This is a genomic window from Lysinibacillus sp. G4S2 (genome assembly GCF_030348505.1).
In the GTDB taxonomy this organism is placed as follows: Bacteria; Bacillota; Bacilli; order Bacillales_A; family Planococcaceae; genus Lysinibacillus.
Genome location: NZ_JAUCFJ010000002.1, coordinates 4,680,182 through 4,704,072 on the forward strand (window position 1 = coordinate 4,680,182; position 23,891 = coordinate 4,704,072).

The following is a 23,891-nucleotide window of genomic DNA, read 5'->3' on the forward strand; positions in this document are numbered from 1 at the left end:
TTTATCTCCTCTCTATTTCTTTAATAAGGCCGCAACATGCATACGACATATTTGAATATTCTTCTATTGGTACATTTCTTTCCTGCGCTAATAATAAGATGTGTTCAAGTTCATTCATGTATTTTGGATTAATTAAAATTTTCCATGGAATTCGTCTTAGTAATACTCGTGTTGTTTCACCAACACCAGGTTTAATAAAATGAATATTATAAATACCAAATGCCTGTTGAATCGCTTGCACTGATTTCATGCCCTGCCAAGTTATCGGAGAGGCTGTTCGCTCAAGAAGTTGTTGTTCAACCTCCTTCTGCACTTTTTCAAAACACGCAGCTACACGATCTATGTATAAGTTTGACACATCTACATCCTCGAGTTCTTTATAGTATTTAGCCCCATGAAAATCAGTTTCATCCATAAATTGCAAATTCAAAACCGTACGGCTCACCAACCCGGATACAGTGGAATTCAAACATGCTGAAGGGATTAAAAAATCTGCACGCGTTCCATAAATCGAAGCGCAATGTCCTGGATCAGCCAACACAGCCAAATTTGCACTCAGTTGCTCTTTATGATTTGCATTGAACTTTTCACATGACTGTAGCAATTCCGTTGTGATGGCACCTTTACCCGTCCAGCCATCGATAAATTGAATACTTGCTTGAGAATGTTTAGCAAAAATGTAACGAATAGCTGTCTCATCAAAACCTCGACCACGAAGAATGGATATGGAGTAATGAGGGACACAGACACTATAACGCATTTTTAAATAACGTTTAATTAAAATGCCTATTGGCGTACCTGCCCTTGCTAAACTCACAAGTACTAAATTTTCTAAACCATGATGTTCTACAATTTGTTCAGCCACAATACCAACAGCTAATGCAATGCGTTCTTTATAGACACTTAAAGTTTCATGAAAAAGTGCCATATACGCCTCAGTTGGATGATATTCGACTGGCAACATTTCTGAATAATGCGTACCAGATTGGATAAGACGTTCACGTTTTTCATTATCCAATTCAAGTAAGACATTACTAATATCACGAAATAAAAAAACAACATCTTCAGGTGCATAGCTACCCATTTTATCTGGCTGCATAATTGAGATCATTATTCTCCCTCCACTTCATGCATACAAACTACATAAATTTTCGCATTACTTACAGATTGCAATGCTTTCACAAATAGTGCTAGAACTTCTTTATTTGCTATACGTTCCACAACTACAAATAGTTCCGAGTAAGGGTGACTTTGTACATTATATAAATAGTTTTCAACACCATTATTTTCAGGACATTCAAAAGCAATTTTTTCTGTTATTGTATAGTCTTCATGATCTGTACAATAAATCGGACTTCGTGTTGTTGATTGAAAATAAACATCTTTACCTAAGTAAGCGGCAATTTGCATTGGGACATACATAAACTCACCTGTTCCAATTACTAGTGCCGGTCCATCTGTTCGTAGTTTTTTTAATTGCTTGGCGATTGCCTGTAATGCATCCTTTTGCTTGCTATGCTGCTCAGACGTCAACATAAATCTTCCGGTTGCTAGCATATAGGGTTCACTGTTTTCTAGACCGTTCTCCGCAATAGAACGATAATATCTACGCTCACCCGTTTCTTTTATCGGTAATAGCGATATATCTTGTGCAACACAGTCCATTGCTCTATTTGGGCTACTTGTTAAAAGCGGTGTACCACCACAACTAAAGTGACCACCCATAATCGCTATAAAATCAACCGATACTTGCCACTTCTCCTCTAATTGCTTAAAAATGGCTTGCTGTTGTTCAGAACGCCAGTCTAAAATGGATAGCACCGTATAATGCTTGACTAAAGGAAATTTCTTCCGTAACGTATTAATAATATTAACGACCGTATTTCCAGTTGTAATCTCATCATCAATTAGCACAATGCGCTTTGCCTGTAACAATTTTTCAGGTTCTTCAGTATAAATATTATGGCTTGTCGCATGTGAATGTTCTTCTTCAAATGTAACAAATGGTTCGAAGTCAGGTAGTACTTCTCGTGTCGTATGAATATACATAGCATTCGATTGAAACGTATTAAACACAGCATGACCAAGTGCTGTTGCTGTTTCTGCAAATCCAATAAACAATGTTTCCTCAGGCAGTGTCATACATGCATCCATAGATCGTTGTAAATCATCCTGCTCATTGAAAGTTTTAAGTGCCTGTACAATAGATGGAATGCTATTTACTTCTTGATCAACAAGCCTCTGATAATACATCATTGCTAGGAGATTTCCTGTAAGCAATGGTATTTGTGGACGAACAGCTAAATGTTTTCCAAGAACCGTACTGACAAATAAAAATTGTCTTTTCTTATTAATACGTGCCGCCATTTTAAATAAATCTGTGGCTGCAAAATCATATGGATTATGTGTGATCTCAATCTCTATGTCATAACTTTGAAGAATATTTAACTTATTTTTTACTTGTTGCATAGACAGTCACTACTCCCTATCTCTGAATTTAATAAAAGTGAGGCAAAATCTATGGACTCGTGATAGACCCCATATACATGTGCCTGACGCAAAATTCGCTGTGCCCATCTCATATGTGGTTTTATTTCGTTCATTTTATTGGCATATTGACTTTTCAAAACACCTTTTTGACCATCATTATTTTCTACAATACTTAGCGCATCTAAATATTCCTCATAGGAAATAGCATATAAAGCATGTACAACACGAATATGGCTAGGATGAATAACCGTTTTACCTAATATTCCATTCTGTCTGTCCATTAATACTTCCTTCATTAATCCATCTAAACAATCATCTAACAATGCCTTGCGTGTAGCCAGTGCACCCTTTTCACTAAACGGTGTTACTCTTAATTCTGGTTTTAATACACGTTGATTACTAAAATACTCCCATACAGGCCCAGAAATGATAAAGCCATCTTCTTCACGACCTAGTATATTGACAATATCAGCAACACAATCTCGGATTACACTTATATCATAAATTGTCGAATCCATACGACGCCGAATGCCATATATTCCGCAAAAATCAGTGGCACCTATACGCACGTTTAATACTCGCTGTCGGTATTGCTGCAGGACTTCTTTAATAGCAAATAACGCATCCATACGAGATTCCTTATATAAAACTTCACGACTTTCTAAAATCGGCATACCATATAAGGTTAATTGATGCTGTTGAATCGTTTGCTCCAATAATTCAAAATAGATAGCCCCTTGCGCTGCTGTAAATTTAGGAAATACATAACCTGTTAATACTTCTTGTCGCTCTCCTAGCATAGTGGTTAAATGTCTGAATTGTCCGATATTTCTAACGCGAATAAATATTAGTGGTAATTCCTGAGGTAGTAGTTGTTTAGTGCTATAGAGCATATATAATTCACTAATATCACCTATCAATTTTGCCTCACAGCTCTCTAATTCAGTATCTCCTACTGCATCCTCTAAATCTATGACCAATGATGCCAGCTCTTTATATTTTCGTGATTGTATTATACTCACAATATTGGGCATAGATGCAGGCATATACAAAGTCGCACCCAAGGCATATGACAAAATATCTGGGGTTTCCCATTTCGTAAAAGGCTGTGGCTTTTTATAAAAAATCGTCTCTGCTTCTGTTGCAAAATGTTGCAAATTATTCCCCTCCTCTGTAAAAAGTATTCCTTGTAAAAAAGCACTGCATCGGCCTGCTTCTACAGACCAATACAGTGCCTTGGTTACACCGTTGCTTTCTTATTCATCTTGTACACCACAAATGTTAATAAGAATGCCGCTTACTTTATTGTAGGCCAAATGTATTAATTAATGCTGCTAATCCACCTTTATAGCCTGAGCCTACTGCAGCAAATTTCCACTCGCCATTATGACGGTACAGCTCACAAAATACGACAGCTGTTTCAATACTGAAATCCTCACCTAAATCGTAGCGCAGTACTTCTGATCCCGAATCTTCATTCATTAAACGAACATATGCATTCAACACTTGTCCGAAATTTTGTTGACGTCCTTCTGCATCGTAAATTGTAACAGTCACAACAATCTTTTCAATTTGAGGAGATACTTGCTTTAAGTTCACAAGAATTTTTTCATCGTCCCCATCGCCTTCACCTGTACGATTATCACCAATATGCTCGACAGATTGGTCTGCACTCTTTAAATTATTGTAGAAAATGAAGTCTTGTTCATTACGGCATTTCCCAGATGCATCTAGTAAAAATACAGATGCATCTAAGTCAAAGTCTTGCCCACCATCGAATTGTTTCACATCCCAGCCTAATCCAATACCTATGTTATTTAAGCCTGGATCTTGCTTTGTTAAATCAATGCGTTGCCCTTTACTTAATTGAATACCCATTAGAATTCTCCTTCATTTTTAAAAATATATTTTAGTTTACATCTAAGCCATAATCGTTACAAAGAACAGCCAATCCACCTTGGTAACCAGCTCCGACTGCGTTAAACTTCCATTCACCGTTATGGCGATACAGTTCACCTACAACAATAGCTGTTTCAATACTGAAATCTTCCCCTAAATCATAACGTATTAGTTCCTCATTTGAAGCTGCATTCATAATACGAATGTATGCATTAGAAACCATACCGAAGTTTTGGCTACGCGCTTCTGCCTCATGGATTGTTACAGTGAATGCTATACGTTGTACATGTGCAGGTACTTGAGTTAAAGCTACTTTTACCACTTCATCATCGCCATCGCCAATACCTGTTAGATTATCACCAGAGTGTTCAACTGAACCGTTACCACCTGTTGGATTATTATAGAAGATAAAATCATTTTGATCTGCTACTTTCCCTGTATCAGCAAGTAAAAATACAGATGAATCTAAATCAAAATCATTTCCACCATCATATTTATTTGTATCCCAGCCTAAACCAACAACAACATTTGTTAACCCTGGATTTGATTTTGTTAAATCTACCTTTTGACCTTTTTGCAATGAAATTCCCATTATTCTATTCCTCCTATATTTTAAATTATTGATATCTTCGAACTACATCGCCAAGCTTCATATCGTTAGTACCTGTGCCAACAGCGGCGAACTTCCACTCATTATTATGACGATAAATCTCACCACAAATGAGCGTCGTTAAGTTCGAATAATTATCAGATAAATTATAACGAATTAATTCATTTCCAGTTCTGTCATCATACACACGAATATATGCATTTTGAATCATACCAAAGTGTTGGTTACGTCCTGCAGCATCATAGATATTCACGACAAAAACAAGTTTGTTATATTGCGTTGGTACAGAAGATAACTCGATGATGATAACTTCATCATCCCCATCTCCATCACCCGTTAAATTGTCGCCTGAATGTCGGACAGAACCACATGTACTTGTTAATTTTCCAAAGTAAACAACGTCATCTCCTGCTATAACCTTATCATCTTGTAGCATTAATACAGATGAATCACAATCGATACTTCTTTCATTACTTTCACTTTTACTTGAAAATAAACCGCCTAAGAAGCCACCACTTTTTCCTTGGCTTACAGGGTCCCACCCTAACCCAACTTTAATTTTATTTAAACCTGCATTACCTTTTGTTAAATCAACACGTTGCCCTTTTTGTAAATTAATTCCCAATTTTAACAACCTCCTACAATTTGTATGTACTGAAATAATCTAGATTCTCACCAAAACGTGTGGTTGATTTCCGTTCCGACTGGGCGCTTTCCAGGGGGCGTCCGATGAGCCGCTTCACTCGCGATGCTCGCTCCAGGGTCTCATCTGTGACGCTAATCCCCTAGGAGTCACCCAGTCTCCACTCCAATCAACCAATATACAGTGCATATATTTTTAAAAATGTCATCCACAACTTATGGTGATGAGCCATAATCTAGCTCCTCACCATAACGTGTGGTTGATTTCCGTTCCGACTGGGAGCTTGGTAGCTTTGCTTTGCTTTCGCACAAAGCAAAGCTTCCTGGAGGCTTCCGATGAGCCGCTTCACTCATAAGTTTCAACAGATATCATCCACAACTTTTGGTGATAAGTCCAATATATCTCAATTTTAAAATAATACTACAAAAAACTCAATAAACGAATCCATAAAAAGGTTTTGACCCTGTTCTTATTTCGTCCTCTAATACTTTTAAAAAAATTTCTACTTTTAAAAGACGTTCCTTGTGAAAAAGTGTTTCCATTTCCATTGCATCCTTTTATTTGACAGACCAATGAATATTAAAAAACCTTCTAACGCGTAGAAGGTTTTTTGATTTTTCTATTAACTTTTCATTTTTGGGTCAAGTGCATCACGCAAACCATCCCCCATTAGATTAAAACCAAGAACTGTTAACATAATAGCCAAGCCTGGGAAAATCATCGTCCATGGTGCCTTTAATAAATAGATACGGGCATCTGCAAGCATTTTCCCCCACTCTGGTGCTGGTGCTTGAGCTCCTAATCCTAGGAAGCCTAATGCTGCTGCTTCAATAATCGCTGTCGCAATAGCTAGCGTTCCCTGTACGATTATTGGCGTCATCGAGTTGGGCAATATATGCGAAAATAAAATTCGTGCATCTCGCATTCCTATGGCCTTTGCTGCTACGATATATTCCTCTTCCTTGACACTTAATACTTTCGAACGAATGAGACGACCAAAATTTGGTACGTTAATAATAGCAATGGCAATCAATGCATTTTGTAAAGATGGGCCAAGCACTGCCACTACTGCAATAGCTAGTAAAATACTAGGAAACGCTAACATAATATCAAAAATACGCGAGATAATCGTATCAATCCATCTTCCATAATAACCCGCAATAATGCCAAGTGAACTACCTACAATAACAGAAAGAATAACCGAAAAAAAGCCTACCGATAAAGAAATACGAGCTCCATGTATGATTCTAGAAAAAATATCCCGACCAAAGTCATCTGTTCCAAACCAATGCTCACTTGACGGTGCTAATAAACGCTTCGTTAAATTTTGTTCATTAATACCTTCGGGAGCAATCATTGGACCAAATATAGCAATTAAAATAAAAAATAGTACAATGCCTGCACCTACTAGGGAAATTTTGCTCTTTTTAAAGCTACGCCAGCCTTCTCTCCAAGGGCCTGACGCACGTTCACGACTTGGTGCTGCCTCTGTTTTTATATCTATCGCTCCAGTCATTATCGCCTCTCCCCTCTACTTATATTTAATCCGTGGATCGATCACTGTATACAGTAAATCCACAATCAAATTAATCATGATAAAAATAAAAGCAATGACTAAAATACCCGATTGAATAACAGGATAATCTCGGAAGCCAATGGCATCATAAATATAACGACCAATTCCAGGCCAGCTAAAAATGGTCTCTGTTAAAATAGCACCACCAAGCAATAATCCTGTTTGCAAACCGATGACTGTTAAAACTGGAATAACTGCATTTTTCAAAGCATGTTTATACACGACAATAAACATTTTTTGTCCCTTCGCTCGAGCAGTGCGTACATAGTCAGAGCGCATTACTTCAAGCATTGACGCCCTAGTTATTCTTGCAATAATCGCCATTGGAATTGTCGCAAGTGCCATCCCTGGCAATACTAATCGCTTTAATACCTCAATAAATTGATCAAAGCGCCCTTGTATAAGCGTATCTAGTAAATAAAAATGAGTAATGGCGGTTATTGGATCTCGCACATCTTCTCGTCCAGACGTCGGGAACCAGCCGAGCTGATTACTAAAAGTCCACTGTTCCATCAAACCAAGCCAGAAAACGGGCACTGACACCCCAACTAAAGCAACAACCATTGCTACATAATCAAACCATGAGTTTTGGAACCATGCAGAAATAATGCCAGCATTAACTCCAACTACCACTGCGATAATCATGGCAAATAGCGCTAGCTCAGCTGTTGCCGCTAAATACGGGAAAATTTCCTCTGATACAGGTATCTTAGTTCGTAATGATACTCCTAAGTCCCCCTGAAAAATGCCACCTAAATAACTAAAATATTGTGTGTACCACGGATTATTTAATCCTAAACTTGCGTTTAACGCTTCGACCGCTTCTTTCGTTGCCTGCTGTCCTAAAATTACTTGTGCTGGATTACCAGGAATTGCACGAATTAACATGAAAACGATAAAAGTCATTCCAAGCAAAACTGGGATTAATTGAAACGTCCGTCTTCCCATATAGTGAAGCATCCTCTTCACCCCTCTGTTATTTTCATAATATAGCGTTGCATCAGGCATATTGATTAATCGCTTTTGTCCACTTTTTTTATTAGAGGCTTATCACCATAACGTAAGGTTGATTTCCGTTCCGACTGAGCGCTTTCTAAGGGAGTCAAGTCGAATAAAAATCAACTTATATACATAGCGTTCTAACAATGACATCCCCAACTTATGGTGATGCATCAAATTAAAAAATTAACTCTAGCCTATTAAAAACGAGCATTTTCATATCATTCTTTAGTAAAAAGAATCCGCGAGATTTCTACGGCTTACCCGCAGAAAAGCAAGCAGATTCTTCTAAGCTCTTATTAAAATAGAATTCTAATGTCTACTTCATATCTACTGTATCTAAACGATCAGAACCTGTTGGATGTGCAATATAGTTTGTAACTTTAGTGTTAGCAGCTAAAATTGGGGTAGAGTGAGCAAGTGGAACCCACGGAGCATCCTTAGAGATAACCTCTTGAGCTTGCTTGTAAAGGGCATTACGCTTGTCCTCATCCATTTCTGTTTGTGCTGCAACTAATAGTTTGTGCAATTCTTTGTTGTCATAGAATGTATAGTTGTTAGAACCAATATTATCTCCGTCTAATAAAGTGTAAAGGAAATTATCCGCATCTCCGTTATCACCTGTCCAACCAAGTAAGAACGCATCCGCCTCTCCATTTTCCGCCTTTTCTAAATACGTAGCCCATTCAAACGATACAATCTTAGATTTCATACCAACATCTGCTAAATTCTTCTGAATGGCTTCCGCAATTTTTTGACCATCAGGCATGTACGGACGTGGTACAGGCATTGCCCATAGCTCGATTTCTTTACCATCATAGCCAGCCTCAGCTAATAATGATTTTGCTTTTTCTGGATCATATTCATAGCCTTTAACCTCATCGTTGTAGCCTGCAACTAATGGTGGCATTGGATTTTTTGCTGGCTCACCTAATCCTTCAAAGAACGCATCTACTAATGCTTGTTTATCGATTGCATAATTTACTGCTTGGCGAACTTTTACGTTATCAAACGGTGGACGTGTTACCGTTAATCCAAGATAGCCAACATTCATAGATGGACGTTCGATTAATTGTAAATTTGCATTTGATTCGATTGAAGCTTTATCAGATGGACTTAAACCATCAACTACATCAACATCACCGTTAGTTAATTCATTGAATCGTGTGGAGTTATCTGGAATAGAACGGAAAATAACTTTATCTAATTTCGGCAAATCTGCAATACGGTAATCAGGGTTTTTTTCTATTGTGATGGACTCATTTCGTTTCCACTCTACAAATTTGAATGGACCAGTACCTACTGGATGATCTTTAAGTGCCTCATCATTTTTTTCAAAAGCTGCTGGCGAAGCAATAGCAAATGGAGACATCGCTAAATTTTTCAAGAACGTTGCTTGTGGTTGAGCTAGTTTAAATGTAACTTTATAATCACCATCAGCAGTGATCGACTCAATTACTTGCTTTCCACCTACTGTAAATTGAGAATGGTAGTATGGGAATTTATCAGCACCAGCCTTCCAGCGCTCAAAATTTTTCACAACTGCTTCAGCGTTAAAATCAGTACCGTCATGAAACTTAACACCTTCTTCAAGTTGCATAGTGTACGTTAGCCCATCTTCTGAAGGTTCCCAAGATTTTGCTAGTCCTGGCTGCAATGTTACATCCTTCTCTCCAAAGTTAATTAGAGTTTCATAGAGGTTAACCGTCACTTTAAACGATTCACCTTCTGTCACTGTCGCTGGATCGAGAGCAGTAGAATCGCCACCACGACCATATACTAAAGTTTTTGGCCCGCTACTGCTAGCCTCCTTGCCACCAGTTGAAGTTGACGTATCTTTAGAACCAGCATCCTTAGTATCTGAACCGCCACAAGCAGCTAAGATTGTCGAGAGAATAAGGATAAGCATTACACCCAAAGTCCAAAGCTTCTTTTTCTTCATTGATTTTCCCCCTAAGTTTTTTTTATATCATTGAATGTTGGATTGCATCATATAGATGGCAAGCAACATAATGACCCGGTTTCACTTCATGCATTTTCGGAACTATTTGAGAACATTCTTCTTTTTTAAAAGGACATCTCGTATGGAAAGTGCACCCGCTTGGCGGATTCGAAGCACTTGGAATATCTCCAGAAATAATGAGCTGTTCACGTTCAAACGTAGGATCTGGAACAGGTACCGAGGATAGCAGTGCCTGTGTATATGGGTGAAGTGGCTCAGCATATAAATCCTCGCTTGCAGTCAACTCCACTAATTTCCCTAAATACATCACACCTACACGATTACTAATATGGCGTACAACCCCTAAATCATGGGAAATAAAAATATAAGTTAGCTTTAAGTCCTTTTGTAAGTTTTGCAATAAATTCAATACTTGGGCCTGTATGGACACATCGAGTGCAGAAACAGGCTCATCCGCAATTATTAAACGCGGATTCGTCATTAGTGCACGGGCGATGCCGATACGCTGTCTTTGACCACCACTAAATTGATGTGGATACCGTTTCACATGATATTCATGTAACCCAACAATTTCGAGAAGCTCTAATACCTTCTGTTTCCGTTCCTTTGCATTGCCCATTCCATGAACAATAAGAGGCTCCTCCAATATTTTCCCAATACTATGTCTCGGATTAAGAGAGGCATAAGGATCTTGGAAAATCATTTGAATGTCTCTACGGGCTTTGCGCATTTCATTATTCGATAATTCTGAAATCATTTTACCTGCGAATTCAATTTTGCCCTCTGTTGGCTCAAGTAATCGCATTAAAAGTCGACCAGTTGTTGATTTACCACACCCGGACTCACCTACAATGCCTAATGTTTCTCCTTCAAAAACTTCAAAGGAAACATCATCCACTGCCTTTACGTCTCCAACCTGTGTATTAAAGACACCCTTCCGAATGGGAAAATATTTTTTTAAACCATCAACTTTCAACAACACTTTCGACATGATGCTCCACCTCCTGTTTCTCTAGTAAAAAACATCTCGATTTATGCTGCTCTGCTGCTTCATATAAAGGTGGTGTTTCTTGTATACAGCGATCCATTGCAAATTCGCAACGCGCTGCAAAACGACAGCCTTCCTGAATACTTCCTGGCTTTGGTACACTGCCTGGTATAGAGTATAGGTTGTCCTTTTTATAACGCATATCTGGTACAGATTTAATAAGACCTTGTGTATAAGGATGCTTCGGATTAGCGAATATCTCCTGAATAGGTGCCTCTTCTACGATTTGACCTGCATACATCACAATAACCCGCTCGCATGTTTCTGCTACAACGCCTAAATCATGTGTAATTAATAAAACAGCCGTATTTAAACGTTTATTTAAATCTTTCATCAGCTGCAAAATTTGAGCTTGAATCGTCACATCTAATGCTGTAGTCGGCTCATCAGCAATCAATACTTTCGGATCACAAACAAGTGCCATCGCAATCATGACCCGCTGTCGCATTCCTCCCGATAGTTGATGAGGATAATCTTTTAATAACCCCTCAGCACGCGGTAAGCCTACAAGCTTCATAATTTCAATTGCCCTAGCCAAGGCTTCTTTTTTCGACCATTTAGGATTATGAATTAAAATCGCTTCTTTTAACTGATCCCCAATTGTAAATAAAGGATTTAAGGATGTCATAGGCTCCTGAAAAATCATCGCTACATCTTTTCCACGAATTTTCTGCATTTGTTTATCAGATAATGTCGCAAGGTTTTCGCCATCTAATAGTATTTCTCCACCCGTTATTTTTCCAGGTGGTGATGGTATTAATCCCATAATGGACAGTGATGTGACACTTTTTCCACTCCCCGATTCCCCTACAATCCCTAAAATTTCTCCCTCATGAACAGAAAAATCGATATCATCTACGGCAGGAATTTGTCCATCATCTGTAAAAAAGGTTGTCTTTAAACCTTTTATTTCTAGTAGCTTTTTCCTCATGATCAATCGCCCCATCCCACCAATATTTTCCTTAATTACATATGAACTAGAACAACCTAAACTAACTACCACTTTTTTCTCTATTTTCAGATAATTCTAACTAAAAAACATTACTCTTTCAATCATATTTATTCTCCAATAAACATAAATTTTCTACATCGTTCGATTTTTGTATTAATAATATCTTATTAAACGAGAGTGTTTTATAAAAATAACAAAAAAATAGCCTTCCATTTACGTTTAAATGGAAGACTTTTTATAGTTTATTTACTATTAAAGCGTATTCGTTTAAATAATTTTAACTTGAAATCTCAATCTAAATGTTGCACTTGGAATAAATTATAGTATGTTCCCTCTTTTTGCATCAATTGCTCGTGCGTACCACTTTCAATTAATTGTCCATGATCTATAACTAAGATTTTATCTGCATGTGTAATCGTTGAAAGTCGGTGAGCAATTATAATGGTTGTACGTTCATGCGCAAGTACATCCAGTGATTCTTGAATAAGTGCCTCACTTTCTAAATCCAATGCAGATGTTGCTTCATCCAGTATTAAGATAGGTGGATTTTTTAAAAATACACGAGCAATTGCTACTCGCTGCTTTTGGCCACCTGATAATTTCACACCACGTTCCCCGACCTTTGTGTCATAGCCATTTGGCAAGCTCATAATAAAATCATGTGCATTTGCCGCTTTGGCAGCAGCCATGACCTCTTCATCGGAAGCATCTGGCTTACCCATTAAAATATTTTCTTTTACGGAATCGCTAAACAAAATATTATCCTGTAGGACTATGCCAATTTGTGAGCGTAAAGAATGTAATGTTACATCACGAACATCATATCCATCAATACTCACTGTCCCACTCGTTGTATCATAAAAGCGTGGAATCAAACTAATAATGGTTGATTTACCACCACCGCTCATTCCAACAAATGCAACTGTCTCTCCAGGTTTAATAGTGAAATTGATATTGTTTAAAATTTGTGAGCCATCTACCTCATATTGAAAGTTCACATTGTCAAAGCGGACCTCACCATGTGCCCGAGGTAGCTCTAACGCTTTAGCCTTATTTATTACTTCATATGGTTCGTCAATTAATTCAAACATTCGATCCATCGAAGCAATAGACTGTGTTAATGTCGTTGATGAACTTACGAGGCGACGAAGTGGACCATACAGTCGTTCGATATAGGCAATAAAGGCAACCATCGTCCCGACGGAAAGATCTCCATTAATAACCTGATAACCTGCATAAGCAATTACTAACAGAGGTGCTACATCCGTGATTGTATTCACCACTGCAAAGGATTTAGCATTCCATTTTGTCTGATCCAGTGCTTTCTCTAAAAATTCACCATTCGCTTCATCAAATAATTTTTGTTCATGCTTTTCTAACGTGAAGCTTTTAATAATGCTCATTCCAGCTACACGTTCATGTAAATAACTTTGCACACCTGCAAGTGCTTGTGATCGTTTACGTGTTAAAGATCGAAGTTTACCAAAGAAGTACTTCACGCTAAATGCATAGAATGGGAACGCAACTAATGCTACTAGCGTAAGCTTAACATCCATGGCAAACATAATACCGATCGCAATAACGATTGTCGCAAGGTCGAGCCAAACGTTCATCAAACCTGTCATGATAAAGTTTTTTGTCTGTTCCACATCGTTAATCACTCTTGAAATAACATCGCCAGCTCTTGTATTTGCATAATATCTTAAACTTAGTCGCTGTAAATGTGCATATATTTGTTGTCGAATATCAAAAAGCACTTTGTTGCTAACATGTTGAGCAAAATATTGACGGTAATACTCAATCGGTGGTCGAATAATAAAGAATACAATGATGGTACCACCTAACCAGTAAAACAGCTCTTTTGTTTTTTCTGCATCTGTTAAATGATCTGCAGCGATAATATCATCTAACACAATTTTGATTAGTAATGGGATAAATAACGGAATCGCAAATTTCACTATTCCAATTAAAATCGTTATAATAATTTCCCACGTATATGGTTTTACAAACCTCATATAACGCTTTATACTATCCAATTTATATCACATCCTTCTTAAAAGCCTCACCCTTTATGTAGAAAATAGTAAGCAGTTTACTACGTTTATTTCAGCTACATGGAGGACTTTTTTGTTAGCTCTATTACTTTTGCCATATAAAAAGAAACAGACATCCAAAAACTGAATGCCCAAACGTATTATAGCAATATTTCGATTGAAGTACAGTTAATACGGCTTTATTGCTCACTATTTTGCAATTAGATTATGGTTCATCACCAAAAGTTGAAGATGACATTTGTTAAAATATATGGTTGATTGAAGCCAAGGCTGGGCGATAAAAAAACACCCATTAGAAAAAACTAATAGGTGAAGTGTTGCTAACAATCATCTGCTTGCATATCGAGCTGAAACTTATAACGATTTGTCCAGGCATCGATGAAATCAGGTGCAAAGGGTCCTCTTTTCTGTTGAATCCAGCTAATTAATTTATCGACATTGCGCTTTAAAATTTTATCTATGACATCTGGATAAGACATTTCCTTCCGATGTAGTTCATATTCATCCTCATCTAAGAGTGAATAAGACATGTCAGGGAAAACTTTAATATCTAAATCATAGTCAATATATTTAATGGCATTATTATCGAAAACAAATGGTGAGCTTAGATTACAATAATAATACACACCGTCCTCACGTAACATGCAAATGATGTTAAACCAATGCTCCGCATGGAAATAACAAATAGAAGGCTCTCTCGTTAGCCACGTTCGACCATCGGATTCTGTCACAAGTGTTCGTTCATTCGCACCGATAATGATATTTTTCGTTCCTTTTAAAACCATTGTTTCTTGCCAAACACGGTGGATACGGCCATTGTGCTTATAACTATGTATTTGTATCGTTTCTCCTTCTACCGGTATTGCCATTTTTGAAGCCCACCTTTTCGTCTATGCTACCTAAATCTAGCAGTCTCTAGTATATTATAGCAATGTGTACGCGAAAGGTGTAGTTAGAAAACCACAAATTTCCCTGCGCTTTTTTGAATTTGTACAAATTTTTTTGAATTTGAAGCAAATTTTAATCACAACAATAACTCAATTGGAATTTTTTAATTTTTATTTCTGAGTTGGCGGTTCTTCTGATCTGAGTGGTTTTTTCGTCAGTCTGAGCGGTTTCTTCTCGCACCCGAGCATTCTTTGTCTACCTGAGCGGTTCTCTTGTCTACCTGAGCGGTTTCCTCTTACACCCGAGCGGTTCTCTCGTCTACCTGAGCGGTTTCCTCTTACACCCGAGCGGTTCTCTCGTCTACCCGAGCGGTTTCTTCTCATACCCGAGCAGTTTTCTCGTCTACCTGAGCTCTTCTCACACCTGAGCAGTTTTCTCGTCTACCTGAGCGGTTTCTTCTCACACCCGAGCAGTTTTCGTCCAAAATTAAAAAGGAGCTGCCTTTTTTAATCTTTTCGATTTAGACAGCCCCTAAGAGGTAAATGCAATTATGCAATTACAAAGTGTTATTCACCAAGATCTTGGTTAGTTTTATTGAAGTTATTACCTGAAGCTTGAGCTTTCTTTTGCTCTGCTTTAGCATTTTGCTTTTGCACTTCATTAACGTCTGTTTCATAACCAAATTCTTGACTTTGACGTTGCATGTTTTTATTCGGCTGGAAATTTGAGTTGTTTTGCTTTTTCATTGTTCATTCACCTCCACGCTAATTATTGTGTACCGAGGTGAATGCTTTTATGCTCATAAATTTAATTTTTAATATTTTGTCGATTAATTCTTTATTTCTTGCCAAATTTTTAGCATTGGAACAGGCATGGGCAATAATTCTATCTGTTCGCGAGTCAGCCATTCGCCCTTTACTGTTGAATTACATTTCATAAAATAGCTATTTAGATGCCATGTTAAATGTGAAAAAACATGTTTAAATGTTAGCAAATCTTGTTGCGATTGAACTTTTATAGCATAGTCATTAATAAAAGTATCTATTGAATCTTTACCATGCTCAAGCATTGGAAACTGCCATAGATTAGCTAATAAACCCTCTGCTGGACGCTGCTCCAATAAAATCCGACCTTTGTCATCTTCACATACAAGAACATCATATGAGATATGCTTCATCTTTACTTTTTTAGATTTGACAGGCAGTTTTTCTGGCTCACCTTCATTAAATGCATTACAGTATTCCCGAACTGGACATAATAAGCATTTTGGGGAAGTCGGTGTACAAATAAGCGCACCAAGCTCCATTAAACCTTGGTTAAAGGACGATGCATTTTCAGGATCTATAAGTTCTTCAACAGCCGCTTCAAAAATCTTTTTAGTCTTCGGAACTGCTATATCATCATGAATAGTAAGAACACGACTTAAAACACGCATAACATTGCCATCAACTGCATGTTCGGGCTTGTTGTAGGCAATACTTAAAATAGCTCCAGCAGTATAGGGGCCTACACCTTTTAATTTTGAAATCTCATGGCGATTATCAGGTACTACCCCACCGTAATTCTCTAATACTTCGCGAACACCCGCTTGTAAGTTACGTGCACGGGAATAATATCCTAGGCCTTCCCAATGCTTCAATAAATATTCTTGTGGTGCTTCAGCAAGTAATTCTAATGTTGGAAAACTTTCCATAAAGCGATTGTAATAAGGAATAACTGTGTCGACACGCGTTTGCTGTAGCATTACTTCCGATACCCAGATTTGATACGGGTCCGTAGTATGCCTCCAAGGTAAATCTCGTTTCTCAACATTAAACCAATCGACTAAAGATTGTCGAAATTCTGTTACATATGGATAATTCACAGTGACCTCCAGTGTATTTACGATTTAAATTATGGTAAAAAGGGTATACAATTAAGAAAAGATCATTTGTGCGAAAACGACCAAAAACGTTATATTTAAAGAACATAGTTCAGCGCAAATGTTGATTAAGTAACTATCAAGTATTACGAATTATTGAAATATACATGTATGCAAATTGTACTCTAATTTTATGCATACTAGGAGTGGATATTTTTGGATTCAGGTACACATTTCGTTATGGGTATAGCCCTTGGTGGTCTTGCATTAGCCGATCCCGTAGTAGCAAACCATTCAATAACATTTACAGCAGTAATAGCAGGTACGATTATTGGCTCACAGGCCCCTGATGTCGATACAGTATTAAAACTACGCAATAACGCAGTTTATATTCGACATCATCGTGGAATTACACATTCACTACCAGCAGTAGCGATTTGGCCCATCTTAATTACAGCAGTTTTATCATTTATTTTTCAAGATGCAAATGTGTTTCATTTATGGCTTTGGACATTTTTAGCTGTAATACTTCACGTCTTTGTTGATATCTTCAATGCTTATGGAACACAAGCAATTCGGCCATTCTCTAGAAAATGGGTTGCGCTCGGTGTAATTAATACATTTGATCCTATTATTTTCACACTACATTGCCTCGGCATTTTACTTTGGGTATTTGGTGCAAATCCAATTTGGACATTTAGCAGCATGTATGTCATTATCATCGTATACTATATTTTACGATTTGCTGTTCAAAAGGCTGTTAAGAAAGCTGTGCATAATACCATTCAGGATGAAGAATATGTAATTGTAGCCCCTACAATGCGGTTTTTCCACTGGCGAATTGCAGCAAAATCAAAAACGCATTATTATGTTGGTCGTGCTTACGGACGAACTGTTAATATTTACGATAAATTCGAAATCGAACCGTTACCGAAAACACCTCTTATAGAAACAGCAATGAAAGATCGCAATCTCGCTGCATTCGTGTCGTTTTCGCCATTGTATCGGTGGGAAATTTCAGAGCTTGAAAATGGTTTAACAGAAGTGAGATTAATCGATCTGCGCTACCGTAGTGATAATCGATATCCTTTCGTTGCTGTCGCTCATTTAAACGATGACAACGAGATCATCACTTCATACACAGGCTGGATTTTTACAGAAGATAAACTCCAGAAAAAATTACAGATTGGCGCAAGTAATTAAAACAGCAGCAAACCCTGACCAACATTTGGTCAGGGTTTTGTTATTGCACCATATCATCGCTAGCATCAAGTAGATGTGCATATTTTGGGTTACGTCCCGCAAATGCATGCAGTTTATCACCATAGCTGGAAATTAATTGACGCACCAAATTTTCAGTATATTCAGCACCTCGATAAGCGTAACCAGCTTTTGCAGAAGTTGATTCAAAATCACTCCATAAAAGCTCAATCCATACTCGTGCACGTCCTACTGACATTTCCGGATTTTTTGCAAGTAACTCAGCAGTTAACTTTTCAATTTTCTCATCCATTTATTTGCCCACCTTTACAGGAGATAGCATCGAAACAGGTAAAGCCTCTTGGTATTTTTCGCCCCCTAAACGATGTCCCCACGCAAAGCGCCCTTTTAAATAATCCACTTGAAAAAATTCATTTTCAGAGCCGTCTATACGATACATCTCTCCAGGAATTATTGTATCTAAATCCACTAAATAGGCAGCCGCCATTAAAGCCTTGCGCTCATATACTGCGAATTCATTGATAATGCCTAGCTGTTCTGCCTTACGTGCTTTTTCCTTTATCCTAGCTATTTCTTCACGTAATTCATGCTCTGCCATGGCAGCATAATTTTTTTCGTTCATTCTTCATTCTCCTTCTCTTCTATAAAACGATCTATAACTTCTATAGGAAAACCCTTTTGATAGAGCGCCTGCTTTATTTTCATTTTCAGTTCATAACCAGTATACTTCGCTGAGTACTTTTTCCAAACTTTTTCGCCTTGTACATCAAGTAGCTGTTGCCATTCATCTTCCTCTTGCTCAATCTCTATTTGACTAAGCACCTCATCTACAACACTAAAAGAATAACCTTTTCGCATTAAAAAATCTTGAATTTTAGCTTTTATTTGTGTTGGCGTTTTCTTTTTTTCTGATCGAATTACCTTCTCAGCCAATTGTGTCGCAAGCTTTACCTGTTCCCCATGACTATATGTAGCAAGTACCTCATCCTGTAAGCTTTTATCAATCCCTTTTTTCATAAGGTCCTGTCTTATCGCTTTTGGCCCCTTTTTCATCGTAGCCTTTTTTGTATCAAGTAATGCCTTAGAGTAAGTTTCATCATTTAAAAAGCCATATGATTTCAGCTTTTGTATAGCCTCTAAAATAACTGCCTCCCCAAATTCTAACGCAAGAAGCTTTTTCTTGACCTCATGTTCACTACGCATTTGATAAGATAAAAAATTTAACCCTTTATTAAAAGCTTTTCTAATCTCATCCTCATAGGCAATTTCCTGAATATCAAATTCCTCAAGCACTTTACCCTTTGTTAATCCAAATTGAATGAGAATTGCCTCATCTACAGGAAAAGCGTATTCTTCGTTCAAATATATATTATAACGTTCTGGATTGTTTTTTTGACGTGCAATTTTCGTAATGATACGCATTAGTAACACCTCACTATTGACCATTATAACATTTTTCGTAGGTATTGCTTTTTCCTCGCGGGTATTATGATGTTCGCGGGTATTTCACGTTGCGCGCGGGTATTCGATTCTCTTTCGCGGGTATTCTCACGTTGTATGCGGGTATTCTTCTCTTCCGCGGGTATTTTACCGTTGCGCGCAGGTATTCACTTCTCTTTCGCGGGTATTTTCACGTTGCGCGCGGGTATTCACTTCTCTTTCGCGGGTATTTTCACGTTGCATGCGGGTATTCTTCTCTTCCGCGGGTATTTTACCGTTGCGCGCAGGTATTCACTTCTCTTTCGCGGGTATTCTCCCGTTGCGCGCGGATATTCTTCTCTTCCGCGGGTATTTCCCTGTTGCGCGCGGATATTCGCTTCTCTTTCGCGGGTATTTTCCCGTTGCGCGCGGGTATTCACTTCTCTTTTGCGGGTATTTTCACGTTGCATGCGGGTATTCTTCTCTTCCGCGGGTATTTCACCTTTGCGCGCGGGTATTCACTTCTCTTTCGCGGGTATTTTCACGTTGCGCGCGGGTATTCTTCTCTTCCGCGGGTATTTCCCTGTTGCGCGCGGACATTCTTCTCTTCCGCGGGTATTTCCCTGTTGCGCGCGGATATTCGCTTCTCTTCCGCGGGTATTTTACCGTTGCGCGCGGGTATTCACTTCTCTTTCGCGGGTATTCTCCCGTTGCGCGCGGATATTCTTCTCTTCCGCGGGTATTTCACCTTTGCGCGCGGGTATTCACTTCTCTTTCGCGGGTATTCTTCTCTTCCGCGGGTATTTCCCTGTTGCGCGCGGGTATTCACTTCTCTTCCGCGGGTATTTCACCTTTGCCGCGGATATTCTCCTCTTCCGCGGGTATTTCACCTTTGCCGCGGATATTCTCCTCTTCCGCGGGTACTCTCACATTGCGCGCGGGTATTTAACATCAGCAATTAGATAGATGGTAAACTTGCTCATATAGAGTAGTTTTGAAAAAGGAGGGGTTCTTATGAAAATCGTTATTGCAGGTGGAACTGGTTTTGTAGGGAAAGCTCTAACAAAGCTGTTGCAAGAAAAAGGTCATGAAATCATCATTTTAACACGTAACAAAACAGGTCGAGAAAACGATATTCAATATGTACAATGGCTATATCATAAAACACGACCTGAACAGTTGTTGGATGATGTGATGCATTTGTTAATTTAGCAGGTATTTCTTTAAGTAATGGACGTTGGACAAAAAAACAGAAGAAAGCTATTTATACGAGTCGCATGGAAGCAACGCTTGAAATAGTACGTATTATGGAACATCTTCCCTCAAAGCCAAAAGTGCTTGTTAATGCAAGTGCAGTCGGAATCTATCCCACTTCTACAACGGCTATCTATAACGAAGATTCCACAGATTATGCAACTGATATTTTAGGCAAGACAGTTTATGACTGGGAACGCCATGCAAAACGTGCTGAAAAATTAGGGGTTCGAGTTGCCCTTGCTCGTTTTGGTGTTATTTTAGGTAGTAATAGCGGCGCACTTCCTTCAATGTTACTACCATATAAAATGAATATCGGGGGCAAAATAGGTTCAGGAGAACAATGGCTTTCATGGGTACATGTCGAGGACGTAGCACGAGCTATATATTTCGCAATTACGAATGATGACATTAAAGGACCCTTTAATGTTACTGCACCTCATGCAACACGCATGAATGATTTCGGAAAAACAATTGCAAATGTAATGGGAAAACGTCATTGGATGCCTGTACCAAGTGTTGCAATGCGTTTAGCGCTAGGTGAACAAAGCATGCTTGTATTAGAAGGTCAGCACGTGCTACCTACTGTTTTAGAAAAACATCATTTTACATTTAATTTCCCTCATTTAAAGGACGCACTTAAAAATCTAGTCGGATAATTTTTTAAATATAACGCATCCTAATGAAAAAGAAAGGATGCGTTTTTATGTGGAAACAGCATATAGTAGGAGCAACAATCGCTACTTTTATTATTGCCGCAGCAATTAGCTTTAATCCATTTACTGCTTCGAGCACTGGTGAATATAACTGGGGCTTTAAACGAGCAAAAAACGGTGAACAAGCAGAGGCTGGTGCACAGCTTGACCAGATACTTGAGCAATATGATGCGATTTATAAAGGAAAGCCTGATAAAAAAGTTGCGTATTTAACTTTTGATAACGGCTATGAGAATGGCTTTACAGAAAGTATTTTGGATACATTGAAGAAGGAAAACGCACCAGCTACCTTCTTTTTAACTGGTCATTACTTAGAAAGTGCCCCTGATTTAGTAAAACGCATGGTTAAAGATGGACATACTATCGGTAACCATTCATATGGGCACCCAAATATGGCAAGGTTAACTCCTGATGGTATGCGTACTGAATGGAAGAAACTCGACGATAAGTTACGTGAATTGACAGGTATTGAACGTACAACATATGCTCGCCCACCTGAGGGTACATTTAATGCGAAAGTATTAGAGGTAGGAAATGCTGAAGGCTATCGTCATATTTTTTGGTCTGTTGCCTTTAAGGATTGGATAAGAGATCAACGACGAGGTGCAGATTATGCGTATAATGCACTGATGGAACAGCTACACCCCGGTGCTGTTATTTTGATGCATACAGTTGCACAAGATAATGCTGAAGCGCTTCCTATGTTTATTGCTGAAGCAAAAAAACAAGGCTATACATTTTTATCCCTTGACGATTTAGTTTTAGAATATGAAGATTTCCCTGTCGCTTTGCAATCGTCTACTCCTTAGTTATAATGGGGAGATGATATTAAAAGAACAGGGACGTGGAACGCTTGACACAGCAAACGACAATGGAAATAGGACAAAAATTTCCTCTAACAATAAAAAGACTTGGTATTAATGGTGAAGGCGTTGGCTTTTATAAGCGTAATGTCGTATTCGTAAAGGGCGCTATTCCTGGTGAAGAAATTACAGCACAAGTGACTAAAACACAGCGAAACTTTGCCGAAGCAGAAATATTAAATATTCGCAAAGCTTCAAAATATCGTCAGGAAGCACCTTGCGCAGTTTACAACGAATGTGGTGGCTGTCAGCTTCAGCACATGACATATGAAAAACAGCTAATCGAAAAGCGTGATATCGTTATTCAAGCATTAGAACGCTATGCTAAGCCTTTAGCTAACACAGTGGAAGTTCGTAAAACTTTAGGAATGGATAATCCATGGAATTATCGTAACAAAAGCCAGTTTCAAGTACGAAAAGAAGGTAAGCGTGTCTATGCAGGGCTATTTACAGAAGGTAGCAACAAGTTACTAAACATCAATGATTGCCTTGTCCAACACCCAGTTACATCAAAAATTACAGTGGCAACACGTAAAATTTTGCAAAAACTGAATATTACTATTTACGATGGTCGTACGCTTGATGGCCTAGTACGTACGATTGTTGTACGTACAGGGATTCGTACTGGTGAAACGCAAGTCGTACTCGTAACGACTCGTAAAGAAATTCCACATATAGCTGAGCTCATTGCACGTATTAAAAAAATCGACCCAAGTATCGTATCAATCGCTCAAAATATTAACCGTGAGAAAACATCGCTAATTTTTGGCGATGAAACGATTGTCCTCGATGGCAAAGAAACAATTCACGAGGAGCTTGGCGAATTAGCCTTCGATTTATCAGCACGCGCCTTTTTCCAACTAAATCCAACACAAACAGTTCATCTCTATGATGAAATCAAAAAAGCCGCAGCATTAACAGGCAAAGAAACAGTTGTTGATGCTTACTGCGGTGTTGGAACAATCGGTTTATGGCTAGCTGACAAAGCGAAAGAAGTTCGTGGTATGGATGTTATTCCAGAAAGCATTCAGGATGCACGTAAAAACGCCCGAAACCATGGCTTCAAACATACAAAATACGCAGTCGGCACAGCAGAAAGTGTTTTAGCAAAATGGCGCAAGGAAGGATTTACACCAGATGTTATTACAGTAGACCCTCCACGCACAGGTCTAGCACCAGAGTTCATCCGCACAGTGTTGAAACTAAAACCGAAGCGCTTTGTCTATACATCTTGCAACCCATCAACTTTGGCAAAGGATTTAAATGAATTATCGAAGTTCTATGATGTGGAGTATATTCAGCCAGTGGACATGTTTGCACAAACAGCACAGGTGGAATGTATTTGCTCCATGGTTCTTAAATATCAGAAATAATTTATTAGGCGACTAAATTTAGAAGTAGAAAAAAGCTTTGAAAAATTTTGAGCAAAGCATTA

23 protein-coding genes and 1 pseudogene are annotated in these 23,891 nt (G+C 38.4%); 4 read left to right on the forward strand and 20 right to left on the reverse strand.

Annotated elements, in window-relative coordinates; translation table 11 throughout:
* Position 1: 1 nt before the first annotated feature.
* The 16 genes from QUF91_RS23970 to mutY form a co-directional block, all read right to left on the reverse strand.
* Positions 2-1,111 carry a cysteine protease StiP family protein gene (locus QUF91_RS23970; protein ID WP_289419599.1) on the reverse strand — a complete coding sequence of 370 codons (1,110 nt, stop codon included), beginning with the start codon at positions 1,109-1,111 and terminating at the stop codon, positions 2-4.
* On the reverse strand, positions 1,111-2,469 hold the full coding sequence (locus tag QUF91_RS23975) for a phosphoribosyltransferase family protein (RefSeq protein WP_289419600.1): 1,359 nt from the start codon (positions 2,467-2,469) through the stop codon (positions 1,111-1,113). The genes QUF91_RS23970 and QUF91_RS23975 overlap by 1 nt, the downstream gene beginning before the upstream one ends.
* On the reverse strand, positions 2,457-3,647 hold the full coding sequence (locus tag QUF91_RS23980; protein WP_289419601.1) for an HpcH/HpaI aldolase/citrate lyase family protein: 1,191 nt from the start codon (positions 3,645-3,647) through the stop codon (positions 2,457-2,459). Before QUF91_RS23980 ends, QUF91_RS23975 begins: the two co-directional genes overlap by 13 nt.
* A 145-nt stretch (positions 3,648-3,792) precedes the next feature.
* Positions 3,793-4,368 (reverse strand): TerD family protein, encoded by a 576-nt coding sequence (locus QUF91_RS23985; protein ID WP_285398011.1) that lies wholly within the window; start codon positions 4,366-4,368, stop codon positions 3,793-3,795.
* Between the two features lie 31 nt (positions 4,369-4,399).
* Positions 4,400-4,981: a TerD family protein gene (locus tag QUF91_RS23990; protein WP_285398010.1), complete on the reverse strand. Its 582-nt coding sequence runs from the start codon at positions 4,979-4,981 to the stop codon at positions 4,400-4,402.
* 25 nt (positions 4,982-5,006) lie between these two features.
* Positions 5,007-5,624 (reverse strand): TerD family protein, encoded by a 618-nt coding sequence (locus tag QUF91_RS23995; RefSeq protein ID WP_285398009.1) that lies wholly within the window; start codon positions 5,622-5,624, stop codon positions 5,007-5,009.
* A gap of 233 nt (positions 5,625-5,857) precedes the next feature.
* Positions 5,858-6,004 carry a hypothetical protein gene (locus QUF91_RS24000; RefSeq protein WP_289419603.1) on the reverse strand — a complete coding sequence of 49 codons (147 nt, stop codon included), beginning with the start codon at positions 6,002-6,004 and terminating at the stop codon, positions 5,858-5,860.
* A gap of 260 nt (positions 6,005-6,264) precedes the next feature.
* Complete coding sequence (nikC, locus tag QUF91_RS24005) at positions 6,265-7,158, reverse strand: nickel transporter permease (RefSeq protein ID WP_289419604.1); 894 nt, start codon at positions 7,156-7,158, stop codon at positions 6,265-6,267.
* A gap of 15 nt (positions 7,159-7,173) precedes the next feature.
* The gene (locus tag QUF91_RS24010) at positions 7,174-8,178 is read right to left on the reverse strand and encodes an ABC transporter permease (protein ID WP_285398006.1); all 1,005 of its coding nucleotides are present in this window, start codon (positions 8,176-8,178) and stop codon (positions 7,174-7,176) included.
* Between the two features lie 358 nt (positions 8,179-8,536).
* Positions 8,537-10,159: an ABC transporter substrate-binding protein gene (locus tag QUF91_RS24015; protein WP_285398005.1), complete on the reverse strand. Its 1,623-nt coding sequence runs from the start codon at positions 10,157-10,159 to the stop codon at positions 8,537-8,539.
* A gap of 22 nt (positions 10,160-10,181) precedes the next feature.
* On the reverse strand, positions 10,182-11,171 hold the full coding sequence (locus tag QUF91_RS24020; RefSeq protein ID WP_285398004.1) for an ABC transporter ATP-binding protein: 990 nt from the start codon (positions 11,169-11,171) through the stop codon (positions 10,182-10,184).
* Positions 11,146-12,159, reverse strand: a complete 1,014-nt coding sequence (locus tag QUF91_RS24025) for an ABC transporter ATP-binding protein (protein ID WP_289419605.1) — start codon at positions 12,157-12,159, stop codon at positions 11,146-11,148. The genes QUF91_RS24020 and QUF91_RS24025 overlap by 26 nt, the downstream gene beginning before the upstream one ends.
* Positions 12,160-12,470: 311 nt before the next feature.
* Positions 12,471-14,216, reverse strand: a complete 1,746-nt coding sequence (locus tag QUF91_RS24030) for an ABC transporter ATP-binding protein (protein WP_285398462.1) — start codon at positions 14,214-14,216, stop codon at positions 12,471-12,473.
* 338 nt (positions 14,217-14,554) lie between these two features.
* Entirely contained in the window at positions 14,555-15,103 is a 549-nt protein-coding gene (gene ntdP / locus QUF91_RS24035) for a nucleoside tri-diphosphate phosphatase (RefSeq protein ID WP_283869608.1), read from the reverse strand.
* A gap of 585 nt (positions 15,104-15,688) precedes the next feature.
* Complete coding sequence (locus tag QUF91_RS24040; protein WP_285398463.1) at positions 15,689-15,868, reverse strand: gamma-type small acid-soluble spore protein; 180 nt, start codon at positions 15,866-15,868, stop codon at positions 15,689-15,691.
* A gap of 83 nt (positions 15,869-15,951) precedes the next feature.
* Positions 15,952-16,986 carry an A/G-specific adenine glycosylase gene (gene mutY / locus QUF91_RS24045; protein WP_285398464.1) on the reverse strand — a complete coding sequence of 345 codons (1,035 nt, stop codon included), beginning with the start codon at positions 16,984-16,986 and terminating at the stop codon, positions 15,952-15,954.
* 213 nt (positions 16,987-17,199) lie between these two features.
* Here mutY and QUF91_RS24050 point away from each other — a divergent pair, with 213 nt between their 5' ends.
* Complete coding sequence (locus QUF91_RS24050; protein WP_289419607.1) at positions 17,200-18,186, forward strand: metal-dependent hydrolase; 987 nt, start codon at positions 17,200-17,202, stop codon at positions 18,184-18,186.
* A gap of 40 nt (positions 18,187-18,226) precedes the next feature.
* On the opposite strand, the gene QUF91_RS24055 is transcribed toward QUF91_RS24050, so the two are convergent.
* The 4 genes from QUF91_RS24055 to QUF91_RS24070 all read right to left on the reverse strand — a co-directional run bounded on the left by QUF91_RS24055 (position 18,227) and on the right by QUF91_RS24070 (position 20,093).
* Positions 18,227-18,496, reverse strand: coding sequence for a YfhJ family protein (locus tag QUF91_RS24055; protein WP_285398466.1), 270 nt, complete (start codon positions 18,494-18,496; stop codon positions 18,227-18,229).
* Positions 18,497-18,826 carry a YfhH family protein gene (locus tag QUF91_RS24060; protein WP_289419608.1) on the reverse strand — a complete coding sequence of 110 codons (330 nt, stop codon included), beginning with the start codon at positions 18,824-18,826 and terminating at the stop codon, positions 18,497-18,499.
* Positions 18,823-19,626, reverse strand: coding sequence for a recombination regulator RecX (recX, locus tag QUF91_RS24065; RefSeq protein WP_289419610.1), 804 nt, complete (start codon positions 19,624-19,626; stop codon positions 18,823-18,825). The genes QUF91_RS24060 and recX overlap by 4 nt, the downstream gene beginning before the upstream one ends.
* 227 nt (positions 19,627-19,853) lie before the next feature.
* Positions 19,854-20,093 (reverse strand): hypothetical protein, encoded by a 240-nt coding sequence (locus QUF91_RS24070; RefSeq protein WP_289419611.1) that lies wholly within the window; start codon positions 20,091-20,093, stop codon positions 19,854-19,856.
* Between the two features lie 544 nt (positions 20,094-20,637).
* On the opposite strand from QUF91_RS24070, the pseudogene QUF91_RS24075 reads away from it, so the two are divergent.
* From QUF91_RS24075 to rlmD, 3 genes and pseudogenes are all read left to right on the forward strand, one after another.
* A pseudogene (locus QUF91_RS24075) lies at positions 20,638-21,536 on the forward strand (TIGR01777 family oxidoreductase).
* A 47-nt stretch (positions 21,537-21,583) separates the two neighbouring features.
* Complete coding sequence (locus QUF91_RS24080; RefSeq protein WP_285400325.1) at positions 21,584-22,402, forward strand: polysaccharide deacetylase family protein; 819 nt, start codon at positions 21,584-21,586, stop codon at positions 22,400-22,402.
* Between the two features lie 44 nt (positions 22,403-22,446).
* Positions 22,447-23,829 carry a 23S rRNA (uracil(1939)-C(5))-methyltransferase RlmD gene (rlmD, locus tag QUF91_RS24085; protein ID WP_289419612.1) on the forward strand — a complete coding sequence of 461 codons (1,383 nt, stop codon included), beginning with the start codon at positions 22,447-22,449 and terminating at the stop codon, positions 23,827-23,829.
* The last annotated feature ends 62 nt before the right edge of the window (positions 23,830-23,891 follow it).